We start from the raw sequence: 17,400 nt of genomic DNA on the forward strand, positions 1-17,400 counted from the left end.
AAATGTATCAGAAAACTAGAACTTGAGCCATTTTACTGTGAAGATAATATTTAAAAAAAAGGTTATTAAAAATATTGCTACTATTCATCCTATATTAAATATCGCCCTTTTGGAGGAAAGTCAGTTAACAAAATTATTAAACACATTTACCAGGATTTATGTGGCTACCATATTGTTTCATTAATTCGGTGCATTTCAAAATTTCTTTTTTTGTTGTTTTATTTTTGGCAGAAACAGGAAATATTTAATTCAATGTCTTCATATTTGGAACTCGACAAGTATCCTATATTGGGGAATATTTCGCCCATATAGGATTTTTATTTTGGGCTATATAGGGTACATAAAAGTTTTCGCTTTGTCCTGTTAGCCCCAAATCTATAAAAACCTTATCTTTATGCTAGAAATGCACTTGATATAAATTAATTTCTAAACTAGTGTCTTGGCATCCCAACCGTAGCTCTTTTTTTACTAATATTAAGATAGTTCTAGTTGCAAAATTTGGTCTTGTATGTATGGCTGTAAAATACGCACAAATCAGGCACAAAATGAGCATAAAATACGCATAAACCAAGCACAAAATAAGCATAAAATAAGCACAAAATAAGCATAAATCACGCACAAAAATTTGGTGTTATTGTTGATAATCAATGACTTACAAGCGAGGAAACAATTTTTCAAAAAAAGAAACAGAGTGAAAACCCCATAAAAATGGCAAAACTGAAACTATTTTAATAAAAGCAAGATAAAAAATATATTATAAAAAATATACAAATATTGTCTCCTTGCCCTGTTCCTGTTACCTTTTCCTTTGGGTAACTAGTCCCGGTCTTTCGGGAGGGATAAGGTTGGCTAGGTTGATTTTTTAATAAAAAAGCGAAAAACTTTTATGCACCCGCTTCAAATGATAGACATTTTACGGCAACATATCATTGGCAGGCTTGGTACCGATATAGACAATTTAGACGCAGTTCTACATTGCTTCAAGCCTTTGAAAGTAGACAGGAATAAATTTTTAGTGCGGGAGGGGGAAGTTTGCAAGTACGTTTACTTTATAGCCAAAGGCTGCCTTCAAGTTTTTGTTTATGACCATGACATGAACGAAACAACTAGGGATATAGTAACAGAAGGCACTTGGTGTTCAGAGTTAATCAGCTTTGGCAGCGGCAAGCCCGCTACCGAAAACATCAAGACTATTGAACCCTGCGATTTGCTGGCAATAGACAGGCAAGGATTTCAAAAAATGATGGAGACCGTACCACAGTTCGATAAAGTGTACAAACAAATCCTTGAAACATCGTATGCAAACTCTGTTTATCGCATCAATACGTTTGTGGCGCTCTCTGCATTGGACAGAATAAAGTGGCTAATGGAATTTAGGCCCAAGCTAATGACAAGAGTGTCCAGCAAACTCATTGCATCGTATTTAGGCATCAACAAAGATGTTTTTAGCCGACTAAAGGCCAAGTTGTAAATAATTTAACCACAAGGCTTACAAAGTATTAAAACAAAGCACACTAAATAAAATAGGCCAATGTTTAAACGGATAGTACACAATGCTATCTGAAAACCCTGCTATTACATTGGAAATTGTACCTACTCTTTTTGCCTTTTATATACCTAATCACGTGCACCTTTTTGCTTCCTATTCCTTGTTAGCCTTGTGGTAAAAAACATAGACTTTTGTCATCATTCAACAAAATTATTCGCTTCATTTTTGTTCCATCATTCAAACTTTAAAAATACAAAAATGAAAGAGTACTTATTGTTATTCAGGAATGCCAGTGCCGAAAACGGTTATTTAGCCACTTCCCAAGACATGGCGGAAGACATGCCCAAGTGGCAATCATGGATTGGCAAAATTGCCATGCAGGGCAAATTGGTCTATACTGCACCCATTGAATATACCGCTTCCTTAGTAAGCAACGATGGCTTAGTAGAAGGCCCCCACAAACAAGCAAATAGCGTTTTGGTTTCTGGGTTTTTAATCTGCAAAGCTGATAGCTTGGAAGAAGTGCAAGCCTGGAGCAAGGCTTGCCCCATCCTAAAATACCCAAATAGCTCAGTAGAAATTAGGCCATTAATACCATTCCCAACCAACTAAAATTTCAAACTATGGATAAAATATTAAATCTAGGGAGATATATTTTCCCATTATCTTTTTTGTTGTATGTGGGCTTGCACCTTGGCAAGCCAGATGTTGGTGCAGCCTTTGTGCCAGACTATATCCCCTTCCCTTACTTTTGGAATTATTTTACCCTCGTTTGCATTTTGCTTTTCATAGTAAGTGCAGTGATAGGCAAGTTCGATAAATTAGCCTATTGCTTAATGGCAGTTTATGTAATTTTAATGGCCTTATTGGTTCACTTGCCTAGGTCAATGGGGCATGAATTAGATGCTACTGCCATGGCTGGAAGCATCGACAGGGAAAAAGAATTGGAGATGGTAAACTTTTTTAGGAACATTATGGTAACAGGTGCTTTACTGGCATTTGCAAAGTTTGTTGCAAAGGACAAGCGGGTTATTGGATAAAAAACTAAAAGTAGCTGGGATTTTTTTGTCCCAGCTATTTAACTTTAACTTTACTATATTAAACTACCGATTCTATAGAATGGTAAGTCTTAGAATACCAATAACCAAAAACTATGCGTTTTCCTTTTTACCCACTTTAGCCTATTTGCCTAAATACATATATTGCTAATATTCATCAGGCATCAGAATATTTTTCTTTTTGCTCGTCAATGGCATTGTTTAAAAAACTGGTTGGTGATTTGCCATATTGCTTTTTGAATGACTTGGTAAACGAGGATGGGCTTTTAAACCCTACCTCATACGAAATTTGCGATACGCTTAGCTTGCGTTCCAGCAACATCTCCATTGCTTTCCTCAACCTAAAATGATATATAAACTCAATAGGCGTTTGCCCTGTTACCGCTTTTAGCTTCCTGAACAAATTGCTCCGGCTCATGGCCACCATGCTTCCAAGTTCCTCTACGCTAAACTCCTCATTATCTAGGTTTTTGGTAACTGCATCCATCACATTCTGCAAAAACTCTTCGTCCAATGGGTTTTTGGCAATATCCTTAGGTATAATAACACCATTGTCTGCATTTACAAATTTTTCAATAATTCTTTTCTGCCCCTCTATAAAATTGGTCACTTTGGCTTTTAAAATATCTGGGTTAAAAGGCTTGGAAATATAATCGTCTGCCCCAATCTGCAAGCCTGCCAATGTATTTTCCACGGTGGCTTTTGCTGTCAATAGTATTAAAGGTATATGGCTAGTGTTGATGTTGGTTTTCAGTTCCTTACACAATTGTATGCCATCCATTTCTGGCATCATCACATCGCTCAAAATCAAATCTGGCTCATGGTTTTTTAGGTATTCCAATGCTTCCAGCCCGTTTATTGCCCTATCCACATTGTATTTATTTTGAAATACCATTTCAAGGTAATCCAATACTTCAATATTGTCATCCACCAGCAGCAGGCTATCTTTTGCTTTTTGTGTTTTGAAATGGCTAACACCTTCCAGTATATTGTCGTCAATCAAATCATCCACGTTGTAATCCAATGTGATTTGCTTTTCCACCAGCTTGTTAATGTTCGATTGTACAACCAAAGGTGTAATTTCTAAAGGCAGGTAAAATGAAAAGCTGGTTTTTACCCCAGGCTCGCTTTTGGCAGTTATCAAGCCATTGTGGAGCTCCACTAGGTTTTTGGTCAACGAGAGCCCAACACCCGTTCCTTTCAAGGCATTGTCGCTTTGGAAATAGCGTTCAAACAAATGGCTAAAATCATTATCGGATATTCCCTTGCCATTGTCCTCAATGGAAATACTGAGCCAGTTTGCGAATTTTAACTTTGGCACAGATGGCAGTGCATTAATACCTGCTTGCAGTATGTTAATATTGATAGTCCCTTTTTGCGGCACATATTTAAACGCATTGAACAATAGGTTATTCAAAACCATTTCCATTTTGCCTGGGTCAATGTTCATTGGGTATAGTTCCCTATCTGTTGTAAGGGTAAAATTGATTTCTTTTTTCTCTGCCAAGTGCAGGAAATTTTGATATACCTCTTTTACAAAAGCCACCATTTCCAATGGCTGTGGCTTCAATTGCAGTTTGCCTTCATCCAATTTTTGGAAAGTCATTAGCTCGTCAATCAAATACAAAAGTTTTTTACTGTTCCGGTGGATAAGTTGTGTTTTGTGCTTGGCATCTGCTGGTAGATCTTGCGATGATAGCATTTCCTCTGCCGGCCCCACTATCAAGGACAACGGTGTCCTAAACTCATGCGAAATATCGGTAAAAAACTGGGTTTTCATCTCGTCCAGCTTCCTTAGCTGTTCTTTTTCTATTTTTTCATATACTAGTTGTTGCCTTTGTTTTATCTGGATAAGGGTGTAACGGCTAACAATATAGAAAACTACTACTGCTATAATGGTATAGATTAAATAAGCCCACCACGTTTTCCAAGGTGGCGGCAAAATAGTAATTTGTAACTCGGCAGGCACATTGTTCCAAACGCCCAAGTAGTTGGCAGCTTTTAGTTTAAAAGTGTAGGTACCTGCATCTAAATTGGTATAGGTAGCACTACGGTTGTTGGCAGCAGCTTGTATCCAATCCTTATCGAAGCCTTGCATTTTATAGGCAAAGCTGTTTTTCTCAGGGTTGGCAAAGTGCAAAGCCGCAAAATCTATGGTAAAAACATTGTTGCGGTAGTTAAGTTCTATTTTCTTAGTATCGCCAATGGCTTGTTTCAAAATTACTTGACCATTAAATTGCTCATCAATTTTTACAGGCTTGTTAAAGAGTTTAATGTCTGAAATAGAAACAGTTGGCTTTTCCACATCAGTAAAAACCTTGGTGGGGTCAAATGTTATAAAGCCATCTGATGTGCCAAAATAAAACTGGTGGTTGCTAAGCTTGTAGCAGCAACTATAACTAAAGTAAAGGCTGGGCAGGTAGTTTTGGAATATCCCTTTTTGAATGTCGAACTTAACGAGCCCCTTGATGGTGCTTATCCATAAGTTGCCGGCATCGTCACTCAAAAGGCCGCTTATCGACTTGTCGGGCAAGCCGTTTTCCTCAGAATATGTTTTTATATTAGCGTCAGCAAAATTGCTTCCATTTGTGGGCAAGGCTACTTTTGTAAGCCCACTTTCCGACCCCATCCATATTGTATTTTTAGGGTACTCGGTAATGCTGTAAATGGTATTGCCCAATATAGCTTCTCCTTTTTTGTTGCCGCTAACAATATTCAATTTATTGGTGGCAATGTCCACCATGGCAACGCCACTATTCTCGAAACCTACCCATATATTGCCATTGCTGTCTTCAAAAACGGAGCGCACAAACAAAGAAGAAACAACGTTGTTTGTGTTTTGATTCAAAGTAATGCTGATAATAGAACCATCTGGCTTTTGTTTAAACAACCCATTATTGGTACCTATCCAAATGTTTTGCTTCCTGTCTTGGATAATGGCAAATACCACATGGCCGGGCAATACATTCTGGAAGCTAGAAGTGCCTTTAGATGGCACTTTTAAAACCCCGTTCAATGTGCCAAGCCATATATTTTTATTGTCAATAAAAAGGGAGCGGGTGGAATTGTAAAAAGACTGGGCAGGCTCCACCGTGTACGATTGCGAAGTATTGGTAGCTATATCGTAGTTTACAAAACCCTTGTTGAACGTGCAAAGCCAAACATTGCTGCCATTTACCGTATAAATACCTTTTATTTGGTCTACAAATTTTTGGTTAGCAAAAGTGTAGTAATGAAAAGGAAGACTATTTAGGTCTAATTTATTCAAACCCACTTCTGTACCGCACCAAAGCACGTTTGTTTTATCAATAAATACCTTATAAACCCTGTCGCTGCTGATGCTTCGGCTGTTCACTATATTGTTCCTGTAAAAGCTAATGCCTTGTTTCCCTTGCACATTTTTGGCAATCTTGGCTACGCCTTTGGATGTGCCCAGCCATATATCATTGTTAAGGGATGTGCGTATATCAAATACCTGCGTATCATCTAGCGATTCGTCCCCGGCAGAAAATGTGTTGAATTTTTTTATAGTCGTGTACGATTTGGCAGCCTTGTCATAAGGCAGCACCATCAACCCCTCGGCGGCAGTGGCAATATAAAGGTCTTTATTGTTTTCAAGCAATGCCCATACCTTATCCCCATAGGGGCCTGGTTTTACTTTAATTTCAAATACTTTGTATTTACCAGTATTGGTATTGTAATTGACAACGGCATCATCCATCGCTATCCATATCTCGTTGCCTGATGCAGCTATTATCTTGGTGATATTTCCATTAAGTTGGTGAATATCTATTTTTTTAAACGTGCCTTCTTGTATATTAAATTGGAACAAACCATTCCTCCCCCCTACCCACAATATACCTTGCTTGTCAAAATGCAGGGTATTGATCCTGCCACTCTGCTGCGCAGGTATTTTGCCTGGGAGAGAATAGTTTATAAATGTTTCTTTTTGCTGCTCAAATTTGCTAAGGCCTTCATTGGTAGCAATCCATATATCGTGTGCCGCATCCTCGGTAATATCATAAGCCCAGTTGCCCATAATACTGTTCTTGTCCTGCGACCTGAAGTAATTTTTAAATGTATATCCATCATAACGACTAATGCCATTCATGGTGCCTATCCATAAAAACCCTTTGCTATCCTGGAACAAGGAACGAATCCGCTCGTCTGGCAAACCGTTATAGGTATAAAAACGCTTAAAAAGCAGGCTCGGCAATATGGCTTTTTCCTGCGAAACAGTTAATTTATCCTGTGCAAAAACAGGACAGGTATTGGCAACAACAAATAGGAACAACAACAATCGTTTCATCAAAATGGCAACATTATGGGGGCGTAAAACTAACAAAGAATTATTGCCTTTGTTATTTACTTTATCAAGATGTATTCTTGAGGTTTTACCCATTATCTATTCAATTTAAATGCCATTTTGAATTAGCCACATCAAAAAGACGCTTTTCCTAGTTTCAAAGGCCTAACTCAAAATCTCCTTCCTAATTTGATTGATTCCCCCAGTTGGGTGGTACTTTCCCCAAGTTTAATGAGAACCTAACCCAACTATTAAAATTATTCCCATAGCTGCTAAAATCGTTCATCAGCTTATTTTAACTTTATATAAACGTGTTTTATGACTTCATTCTTTAAATCAACATTAAGATTTTGAGCCACAAATGCCATATCATACGTTTTACCAGAAACAAAAGAAGTGGAATCTAATGGAAGTGAATAGGCAGCATAACCACCATTTGAATTTAAAAACCTAAAGCCTTTTGATACTGTATTGGATGCATCTTTAAGAATCGCAGTTGGAAAATCGTGACGTACAGTATTTAAGTTAACTGGAGAAGTAATTACCCAACCTTCATAATCTATCTTGTTTGTTTTTGAATTATTACCCGGGTCGAATACTAAAGGATAGTTAGTTGTAATAACTACACCGCTAGAATTACTATTTTTCCCGTTGTAAACATAAGGAGTAGTAAGATTAGTGTATCCAAAATCTGCTATGTTCCAAGCACCATAATTAGTAGATATTTTACTAGGAGTTGTATCATAACGGCTTTTTTTCATATCAACCTGAGCCCAACCCGTGTAAGAAAAATTTGGCAAAGTATCACTTGTTAAACTTTGAGGTGAAGAATAAGAGGGAAAAAAAAGTGGTGTAAAAGCACTGTCTGGCAATTGCAAATTACTTAAAGTAAAGTTTTGAATTAAAAATTTACGTTGAGCTGTTAAAGTACTTTTATGGCCTAAAGCTTGAAAGGCGATATAAACAGTATCATACTTATTAAATGGAGATAAATCAATATTTCCCGAAAATACCCAACCTGTGGAAATTGATGTAGGCCATTGTACTAAATTAGTGATATCGAATTTAGTAGCATTAGCTATTCCTGTAGAATCATAGCTTTTTAGATTGGTAAGTACAAAAAGATGAAGGCTATCCCCAATGTTGTTTATAGTCCTTTGAGAGGCAGAATCTTGAAACTTTAGGATATTAATGCCTTTTCCATAATAGCGGTTACGATAATTAATATTCATCCCTGGTTGACCACTATAGAAAAGCAAATTATCTATTTTTTCGTTGATAAAAAAAACAGCAGTATCATTTATAGCATAAATAAATGTATCATTTATTTTGTTCGCCTGATTAGTAATCGAAACATTAAAGGCTCCCAATGATAATGGGTCAGCTATTTTCTTACATGCAATTGTACTTATAATAAAAGATGCCACAATTAAGGCAAAACAACTACTTAACTTATTCATATCTAAAGCTCTTAATATTAAATGATATAATTACCAACCTGGGTTTTGAGATAGACCAGTCTCTAATGTTAGTTCATTGGCTGGAATTGGAAACAAAACATATTTTTTTGGATTAAGTAAAAAATTTTGTGATGGCAATCTTGCTGAGGTTGAATATGTAGAGGGAGCATTAGAAACCGAAGAAAGTACATTTGAAATGGTATTAATCATTCCACTCAATCCCCAACGCTTTAAATCACTTCTTCTAACTCCTTCAAAACATAATTCTCTACTTCTTTCAACTTTAATGCTGTCCATTGTAAGATTTGAAACATCAACTGGAGAAACGGATAATGGATCATATCCAAAAGCACGACGTTTAACCTGATTATAGTAATAAATACCAGCACTTGAAGCTACGCCTCCATTAACCTGGATATCTGACTCAGCAGCCATTAATAACACATCGGCATATCTAATTATTGGAAAGTTACTAGAAGTGTAAGCCGTATTTTTAATAGTATTCAATTCATATTGGCGCCTCCATTTGGCCACAGTTCTATCGTATATTGAAAGATACCCAGACCCTCCATTAATCACATTTATTGCAGTAATTGAACCATTTGAATTGATGACAATATGGTAACTAAAATTAGTTCCTTTTAGCGGAAAACTTGCAGTAAGATTAATGGAAGGGGTATCTGCTGCTGGTGTTGAATGATAGGCAATACCCCCATTAGTTACTGAAATTGAAAGTACCGTTCCAGTAACGGGATCAACATTTGCATTAGCCGCAACACCAAAACCATATTTAGAAGTAATTACAATATTATTTAATTGAGTTAGACCAGTTGCATCCAATTTATAATTACCCATAACCCAATCTCTTCTTGTATCACCTGGTGCATATAAATTGTACAAGGTTGGATAAGGGCGATAAACAGAAGTACACTTTGGTAAACCGCCGCAAGGAATACCAAGTATTGCACCTAATTGCTGCGATACAGGATAACCTAAAGAAGCGTAAGATCCAACACCATTAGATAGAAAAGCAGCATCCCAAATACCCTCACTTAAATTATTATCTGTAAAATTATTTTGCATATTATTAATAAATACCCTTGCATAAGCTGGGGTGCTAGGGTATAGTGGATGAGATTGATTGTTTAGAGAATGAACATTTCTTTTTATCAATTTTATTGCCCATTTATTAGCAAGTGTGTAGTAGGGCACTCCGCCATTTACTGGATAACCAGCCGCTGTGATACACACCCTTGCCAAAATAGCTTCTACTGCAGATTTTGTTACAACAGTAGTCGTTTGGACTTCAAAAATGTTTGCAACTAAGCTATCAGCAGCAGACATATCTTTTATGATAGAGTCATAAATTGCTTTGCTTGGTGTTTCAGGCAAATTGAAATTTGTACCCATTTTGGAAGTGGGTATGTTTTTATAAGGTACATCTCCAAAGTTGTTAACCAATAAGTAAAAATAATAAGCCCGTAAAAATAAGGCCTGTCCTTTAATTCTTGCTCTGGCCGTAGAGTCCATTACGGGTTGATTTATAACATCTAGAATGATATTTGCCCTTTCAACCCCTTGGTATAAATCTTTCCAAAGGTTAAGGTAACTTACATCAATACTCGAAGACCTAAATGACTCGGTTAAAGCTTGGGAAGTGGTACCTCCAGCACTAATATTAAAACCTTCATCATTACCTGCTGCAAAATAACCCCACAAACCCCATCCATACAATTCACTTGCTTCCAGAACATTATAAACGCCAGCAATCTGATTATTCAACATTGCAGCATTGGTTTGGTCTGTGGTTGTAAAATTGTAAGGATTGAGGCTAATATCCTTTTTGCATGCCGATAATGAAACAGTTAGTAAAATAATAAATATTGCTATTTTGAATGTATTTTTCATACTAAATGATTATTAATAAATTAAAAAGAAATTAATGCACCTATTACATAAGTTCTGCCTCTTGGATAAGCTGTTAAATCATACCCTTGAGCCAAAGCAGGCGTACCTGAACTAGGCTGAACATAAGAATAACCTGCTCCACCAGTTGCATTTCCCCCGGTAATTCCTGAAGGTACATTTGATGGATTAGCTGCTCGATAGGTTGATACTTCTGGGTCTTGACCTGAATACTTTGTAATAGTAAAAATGTTTTGTGCAGATATATAAAAAGCTAGTGAAGACAGCTTATACTTATTTATAGTTTTAAAAGGTACACTGTATTTTAAACTAATTGTTTTGAATCTAAGGTAAGAAGCATCCTCAATCAATCGAGAGGATTCTCTGGTAATTCCATCAGGATCTTGTCCACCAATTTTATTTGTTGCTCTTGGAATGTCATTAGTTGGATTTGTAGGAGACCATCTATTTACATAGTCAGCAAACTGATTGGAATTAGTATAGAAGTTACCACTATAATCGAAAACCATTTTATTTTGATTTAGCACTTGATTACCATAACTCCATTGAAAGAAAATTCCTAAATCGAAATTGCCATATTTAAAGTTATTTGACAACCCACCTGTGTGAATAGGCAATGGACTTCCAATTATCGTTCTGTCACCTTCAGTTACAACTCCATCACCATTCAAATCTGCATATTTAGGATCACCTGGTTGTACCACAGCATTGTTTCCATAAGTAGGAATCCCGTTCTTTAATACATAATTACCATTTGCTAACTTATTGAAATCAGTGTATTGATATACACCCGCCCATTTGTATCCAAAGAATTGAGAAATAGGATAGCCAACCTTTGCAACCCAAGCTGATGGGGTAAGTTTAGTATCTACTCCATTATAAAAACTAATAATCTTATTTCTGTTAAATGCAATATTGAAAGAGGTAATCCAAGTAAACTTCTTTTTTTGGATGTTAGTAGTTGTCATTGTAAATTCGAACCCACGATTCCGAATAATACCTGCATTTTGATATTGTAATACATTGCCAACATTGTAACCCGAAATTGAAGATAATGGTACTGCTAATAAGCTATTAGTAGTTCGTTTATCATAGTAATCCATATCAATTAATATCTTATCTCCTAAAAAGCTCAAGGTTGTGCCAATGTCTAGTTGACCAGTTGTTTCCCACGTTAAAGTAGGATTACCAATGAAATAAGGAATTGTACCAGATGTATTTACATTATTTACTGGGTATCCAGAACCAGTTCCTGTAGCGTTTTGATAAAGATAGCTATAATCCCCTACTCTATTATTTCCTACGAACCCATAACTGACTCTAAGCTTTCCGTCATATAGTCTTGTTAATGTGGCAATTTTACTCATACCCCCTCTGCGCATAAAACTTTCGTTTGTAAAATGCCAAGCAAAAGCCCCAGAAGGGAAAAAGCCCCATTGTTTTCCTGGTGCAAACTTAGAAGAACCATCTTCGCGACCAGTTACTGTAAAAATATATCTCTCTAAAAGAGAATAGTTTATTCTACCCAAAACAGAATATAATTGATTTTGCGAAGGGCTATATCCAAACTTAGACACAGTTCCTCCGCCCAAGCTGTTAATCCCCAATCCTTCCAATCCTTGTGGAATAAGTATAGAAGTATAGCCATTGGCAGTTGCTTTGCCATAAGAATAGTCAACACCCATAACTGCATCGAGAATATGGCCCCTGTCCCTCACATTTCTGTAAGACATTAAGGCATTCAGCAGATAGGTATTATTATTGACATTATTTACGCTACCATTTATCCCGTTTATATTGTAAAGTGTTCCATTGGTGTTTTTTATTAATAATCCCTCCTTTGTTTTTGTATTATAAAAAGTTTCAGCAATTAAAGCAGTATTAGAAGTACCAGCAGTAACTCTAAGTTGTAGGTCTTGGTTAATCTTATATTCCAAATAGCTATTAAAAGTGGTAGTCTTTGTTATGTTCTTCCTGTATTCATTAGTTGCTTGTTGGAATGGATTAACCAAATTGTCAGGAGTAAAAGAACTGCCATTTATTTGGCTACTATCAATTAATTGAGCATCTAACAATGTGCCACCAATAATGTCAACTGGCCTGAAAGCCCACATATTAGAAACTACTCCACCAGTAGCACCACTAGTTGGTATTGTACCAAAACTGGTTGTATTTGAATAATTTAGGCTGAATCCATATTTAATATTATCACTAAACTTATTATCTATTGAAAATTTCCCATCGTACTTTTTTAAACCAGTATTAATAATTATCCCCTTTTGGTTAGTGTAAGACCCGTTTATAGCATATTTCAAATCGGTATTCCCTCCTATGATACTTAAGTTATGAGTCTGTAATAGGCCTGTTTGCAAAAGCATCTTTTGCCAATCATATCCATTTACGCTCTTATAATAATTAAGGTCTATTCCATTGGCAGTATCGATATAACGCCTATAACCTATAGGTGAAGTATTTCCGTAAGCACTATCAATATCAAGTTGAAGCTTTACAAATTCATAAGGGCTAAGTAATTTTATATGTTTAGTTTGCGTTTGAATACCATCAAAAACGTTATAGCTAATTCTTGTAGGCTGCGCTTTACCCTTTTTGGTTGTAATGATAATTACCCCATTCGCCCCACGAGAACCGTAGATGGCTATTGAAGAAGCATCTTTCAATATATCAATAGACTCAATGTCGTTTGTGTTGATAGAATTGATGTCCATATTTTCTATAGGAAACCCATCTACTACATACAATGGAGAAACATCCTGCCCTGCACTAGTACCTCTGATAGAAATTTGAGAACCAGCTCCAGGTTGGCCATCATTTGTAGATACTGTAACACCTGCAATTCTTCCAGCCAAAGCTTGGTCAAATGATGTTACAGGGGCTTTTCTCACATCATCCATATTTACCTTTCCTACAACTCCTGTTAGCTCTTTACGTTTCAAACTACCATAACCAATTACTATCACTTCATTCATGCTGTTAGCAGCGTCCATCATTACAATATCAACGTTAGTTCTATTATTAATCCTTATACTTTGGTTAATGTAGTTTACATAAGTAACAATCAATGTATCGGTAAGTGCTGCATTAATGCTAAACTTGCCATTTTCATCGGTTGTAGTACCTATGGTTCTGTTTTTTATCTTTATGCCAGCACCTACTAATGGCGACTTATCAGAATTGGTGACAGTACCCGTTATCTTTTGTGTCTTTCTAGGCTCTTGGGCGATAGACTGGCAAACAAATCCAATCATTAAAAGTGAGGAAAAAAGGAAAACCTTTAACAATTCACGGACGTGTGTACTACAGCAATAGTTACTCTTTCTGCTATTCATCTGGAAGCTATTTATATACGGTGCGCAAAATTGCGAAATTGTTGTTTACAAAAGGGTATTGTAATGTTATATGTTGCAACAAATGTTTCTAATGTGTCAAAGAGATTATAATTCGTTGACTCATAACTATTTCATTTTATATACACAAGCTAATTTTATACGATACTCAATAACTGTAACTTTTCGGAATTTCCAGTATTGATTTATATTGTTTGCTGCTTCAAATCAGTAATTAGTTTAAAAAAGCAGGCATTCTATTGATGATTGCTGACCTTATATTGGTGATTGCAAATCTTCTATTTGGCAGCCATTTTATTCAAATCTTTGCCTTTAACTAAATTTTCTACTTCAATACCGGCAAACATCACGGCAAATAACCCATGCGTGTCATCGTCAAAATAAGGGCGGTTGATATAATAATTCACATCGTCGGAACACATCGTACCCATGCAAATATCATGTACGGTGCCGTCCATATCTATTTTCGTTTTCAAGGCATTCCAGGCTTTCATTACTACGGGTTTGTAGGTATCGGCATCTAGCCAGCCATTGTTCACGCCCCTTGCAATGGCCATTGTAAAAATAGCTGTGCCAGACACTTCCTCTTTCGAGTCTGGCCTATCCAATACATTGTACCAAAAGCCATTGGCATTTTGCAGCTTCACCAAAGCAGAAACATGCTTGCGGTAGTGGTCGAGTATTGACTTGTATTGCGGATGGTTTTTTGGCAAGTTCATCAATACTTCAGAAGTTGCCCATATACCCCAGCCATTAGCACGGCTCCAATGCGGCATCAGGTTGTTGCTGTCAGAAAACTTAGCGTGGCGGTACAAATTGGCGTTGCTGTCCCAAACTTGGGTACTAAAATTGATTACTTGGTTGGCCGCATCGTCCAACAGTTTCTTTTTTAGTGTTGCATCCTGCGTATAAATAGATGCTTGCACCAAAAATGGAATGCCCATGAACATATCATCTACCCAAGTGGTATATTTCTGAGGGGTTAGCCTTGTAAATATATTGCTGCCAGGCATACGCAATTGTTCATTCACGGCATAGTTAATCATCTTATCTACAAATTGCTGGTAAGCTGCTTTGTTAGGGAAAGCAGCATCTTTTTGCAAGCGGTAAACCAATGGCAGGGATGGGGCCAATGTAAAATCAAGCAATGGCACACCCAAAATTTCCTTGTTGGCAGAGCTATCGGCATTCAATGTTTTTACCTGGTAGTTCACAAATGGTATCCCGTTCAAATGGAAGTCGCAGAAATTAACAGCATAATCCTTGTACTTTTTTTCGCCTGACAGTTCTGCCAGCTTTTCCATGGCCCAAGCCATGCCCCCATTGTGGTAGTTCCAGTTATAGCTTGTCCCCCATTTCTTGGGGTTAATCATGCCACCTAAAACTTCTACTTTAGGTATCGTCCAAGTAATGGGCTCGTCAATACCTTGGTACATATAGCCAAACACAATTTCTTTCTCTGGAGGAAAAACCTCATTTAAACCTGTATTGCCCTCGTTTTTAAAAGGTCCTACCACTAACCAATTAGAAACATTAACCAATGACTTTTCAATATATTTCATGCCTGCCAACCCAATTCCAGGATAAACAATAGTTTTGTTTAAAATAGCCCCCTTTGTACTAGGCGGTTGCATATATACTTTCCATTCCTTGCCAGCAGTTTCAGACTTAACCAACAAAATGTTTTTACCTTTTTTCAAGGAGAGCTTGCACTCGTTGCTCATTTGTACCCCTCTTTCCTCGTATTTCAAGTTAATAGGCCTTTCACCGCTTTTTTCATAAACCAAAGCATTATTTAGCCAAATTTTGCAGCCATCATTGTGTTCAAGCTGCATGGTAAAATCCATTGCCTCGGGTGCATTAAGAGTAGTAACTGCATAGGCTACGGCAGGTTGTTTCAACCCAAATGTCCTGCCAAAATCTATAACTTGGATGCCACTGAACGTTTTGCTTGGAGATGCTACTGATAGCTGGTATTTGAATGGGGTTTCTTTAATTAGCTTGTTGCCCACCAATTCTATTACCTCTAGCGGGGATTGCAAAGCAACAGTATTTTTTTGTGAAAATACGGATACTCCGCAAAATACAGACATGAATATACCAACAATGGCAATTCGGATTTTTGATGATGGCAGCAAAATAAAAGCAAGTCCCATTATATGGATTCGTTAGGCGTTCAAAAATGTAAAATAACTAAGAATGTAAAGATATGGCTTTACCAAATGGTGCAAAAAGCTAACCCAATGAGCCATTAACAACCAAAATTAAGGTTTTTAATCACTTTTTCGCTTGCCAAGCCCCATCTTTAGAAACCCTAAGTTGGGGTTGCCCTTTTAAATATCCTAGCTTAATTAAAAATAAATCAGCTTCGGTAATGGCATTTACAACCGTTGCCTCTGAAGCTGTGTATTTGGGAACTACAAAAGCGTGACGTGTTTTTTCCAGTAATATTATCTGGCAATTGTTGCCAGCAGCTTTCATGGAATCAGCAAAGCGGATAGATTGCTCGGGCAGTATTACTTTATCGTCTAGCCCATGCAGCACCAAGGTAGGAGGCTGGTGTGGATGCACGTTGAACACTGGGGACAAAGAACGCATCATTTTCTTGTCATCATCTGTAAGCAAAGCCAAGTTTTGGTTCATGTCTTTGCTAACAACGACCCTGTTTTTGATTACGGTTATCACATGGGGCGGCAAAGTCATGTCCACTCCTGGGTTGAATAATACCATTGCATTGGGCTTGGCACTAAAGCCCAAGTTATCCGCAGCATCGTCAAAGCCATCTATGGTGCCAAGGGCGGCAGCTAAATGCCCACCTGCCGAATCGCCCATCACTATTATTTTATCAGGGTCTATGTTCAATTCAGCAGCATGTTCCCGTATGTAGCGGATGGCCGATTTACAGTCTGTAAAACAATCCGCAAGGCTAGAGCCACCATATTTCACCAGCCTGTATTCTATGCTAATACCTACTGTACCCCTGAAAGCAAAGTACTTGGCATGGGGGAAAAAAGTTTCTGCCGTGCCAGCAGTCCATCCCCCGCCGTGTATCCACACTACAGCAGGGTATTTTTTCCCTGGCTTTGCACCTGCTGGCTTGGTATAATAGATTTTAAGCGTGGTGTCTTTTGTTTGCTTGTACACCAATTCCTGCATAGCTAGCTGGGGCAGCAGTAGTTCTTTTAAGGTAATGGTATCGGTGGCTTTGTTAGGCAATTGTACATTATTAGCATTGGCTTTTCTTACACAAGAAATAATTATTACACCTATGGTGCTTGCCAGCAATAATATCAAAAATTGTTTTTTCATATAAAAATCATGTTATTATTTACAACATCAAGCATAAAAAAGAAGTTTAAAGGGTACTGGCTTTGCTGGCTTTTGACACCCTCGAATTTAATTTTCAGATATTCCTGCATCATAACTCATTGAAATACAGTGTTTTTATGTTTTTAAAGATGCATGTTTTGTGCGTGAAAAGTGCGTATTTTATGCTTATTTTCTGCCTATTTTATGCTTATTTTATGCCTATTTTATGCTTATTTTATGCCTATTTTATGCTTATTTTATGCCTATTTTATGCGCATTTTGTGCGTAAAAAGTGAGGTTTTTTTTGTGTTTTGAGTTTGAATGTAGTTCATTATGATTTTTTATATATAATTAAGAATAAGCACAACGGGTCAACAAATCAAGGTAAGGGTAACAGCAGGGACTGTGTTAACCAAAAAAAGGGGCTATACACTGCAAAGTTGGGATTGATTTAGGAGATGAGCAAAAAGACAATCCTATATGGGGG

9 protein-coding genes are annotated in these 17,400 nt (G+C 37.1%); 3 read left to right on the forward strand and 6 right to left on the reverse strand.

Annotated features, from left to right (window positions below):
* Positions 1-886 precede the first annotated feature (886 nt).
* From ACHFIY_RS02850 to ACHFIY_RS02860, 3 genes are all read left to right on the forward strand, one after another.
* Positions 887-1,471, forward strand: a complete 585-nt coding sequence (locus tag ACHFIY_RS02850; protein WP_410844541.1) for a Crp/Fnr family transcriptional regulator — start codon at positions 887-889, stop codon at positions 1,469-1,471.
* A gap of 276 nt (positions 1,472-1,747) precedes the next feature.
* Complete coding sequence (locus ACHFIY_RS02855; protein WP_410844542.1) at positions 1,748-2,101, forward strand: YciI family protein; 354 nt, start codon at positions 1,748-1,750, stop codon at positions 2,099-2,101.
* An 11-nt stretch (positions 2,102-2,112) separates the two neighbouring features.
* Positions 2,113-2,529 carry a hypothetical protein gene (locus ACHFIY_RS02860; protein WP_410844543.1) on the forward strand — a complete coding sequence of 139 codons (417 nt, stop codon included), beginning with the start codon at positions 2,113-2,115 and terminating at the stop codon, positions 2,527-2,529.
* Positions 2,530-2,704: 175 nt separating this feature from the next.
* Here ACHFIY_RS02860 and ACHFIY_RS02865 read toward each other — a convergent pair whose 3' ends face one another.
* The 6 genes from ACHFIY_RS02865 to ACHFIY_RS02890 all read right to left on the reverse strand — a co-directional run bounded on the left by ACHFIY_RS02865 (position 2,705) and on the right by ACHFIY_RS02890 (position 16,913).
* Positions 2,705-6,949 (reverse strand): hybrid sensor histidine kinase/response regulator transcription factor, encoded by a 4,245-nt coding sequence (locus ACHFIY_RS02865; RefSeq protein ID WP_410844544.1) that lies wholly within the window; start codon positions 6,947-6,949, stop codon positions 2,705-2,707.
* A 194-nt stretch (positions 6,950-7,143) separates the two neighbouring features.
* Positions 7,144-8,313 (reverse strand): DUF5017 domain-containing protein, encoded by a 1,170-nt coding sequence (locus ACHFIY_RS02870; protein WP_410844545.1) that lies wholly within the window; start codon positions 8,311-8,313, stop codon positions 7,144-7,146.
* Positions 8,314-8,343: 30 nt separating this feature from the next.
* Positions 8,344-10,221, reverse strand: coding sequence for a RagB/SusD family nutrient uptake outer membrane protein (locus ACHFIY_RS02875; protein WP_410844546.1), 1,878 nt, complete (start codon positions 10,219-10,221; stop codon positions 8,344-8,346).
* A 20-nt stretch (positions 10,222-10,241) separates the two neighbouring features.
* Positions 10,242-13,505: a SusC/RagA family TonB-linked outer membrane protein gene (locus ACHFIY_RS02880; protein ID WP_410844547.1), complete on the reverse strand. Its 3,264-nt coding sequence runs from the start codon at positions 13,503-13,505 to the stop codon at positions 10,242-10,244.
* A 377-nt stretch (positions 13,506-13,882) separates the two neighbouring features.
* Positions 13,883-15,646 (reverse strand): glycoside hydrolase family 88/105 protein, encoded by a 1,764-nt coding sequence (locus tag ACHFIY_RS02885; protein ID WP_410844548.1) that lies wholly within the window; start codon positions 15,644-15,646, stop codon positions 13,883-13,885.
* Between the two features lie 235 nt (positions 15,647-15,881).
* Positions 15,882-16,913, reverse strand: a complete 1,032-nt coding sequence (locus tag ACHFIY_RS02890) for an alpha/beta hydrolase (RefSeq protein ID WP_410844549.1) — start codon at positions 16,911-16,913, stop codon at positions 15,882-15,884.
* Positions 16,914-17,400: the final 487 nt, after the last annotated feature.

The organism is Parasediminibacterium schistidii (assembly GCF_046546515.1).
In the GTDB taxonomy this organism is placed as follows: Bacteria; Bacteroidota; Bacteroidia; order Chitinophagales; family Chitinophagaceae; genus Parasediminibacterium.

Bases quoted from the DNA above. Each gene is read 5' to 3' on its own strand.
- ACHFIY_RS02850 (WP_410844541.1), top strand. From the start codon at position 887: ATGCACCCGCTTCAAATGATAGACATTTTACGGCAACATATCATTGGC.
- ACHFIY_RS02855 (WP_410844542.1), top strand. From the start codon at position 1,748: ATGAAAGAGTACTTATTGTTATTCAGGAATGCCAGTGCCGAAAACGGT.
- ACHFIY_RS02860 (WP_410844543.1), top strand. From the start codon at position 2,113: ATGGATAAAATATTAAATCTAGGGAGATATATTTTCCCATTATCTTTT.
- ACHFIY_RS02865 (WP_410844544.1), bottom strand. From the start codon at position 6,949: ATGGGTAAAACCTCAAGAATACATCTTGATAAAGTAAATAACAAAGGC.
- ACHFIY_RS02870 (WP_410844545.1), bottom strand. From the start codon at position 8,313: ATGAATAAGTTAAGTAGTTGTTTTGCCTTAATTGTGGCATCTTTTATT.
- ACHFIY_RS02875 (WP_410844546.1), bottom strand. From the start codon at position 10,221: ATGAAAAATACATTCAAAATAGCAATATTTATTATTTTACTAACTGTT.
- ACHFIY_RS02880 (WP_410844547.1), bottom strand. From the start codon at position 13,505: ATGATTGGATTTGTTTGCCAGTCTATCGCCCAAGAGCCTAGAAAGACA.
- ACHFIY_RS02890 (WP_410844549.1), bottom strand. From the start codon at position 16,913: ATGAAAAAACAATTTTTGATATTATTGCTGGCAAGCACCATAGGTGTA.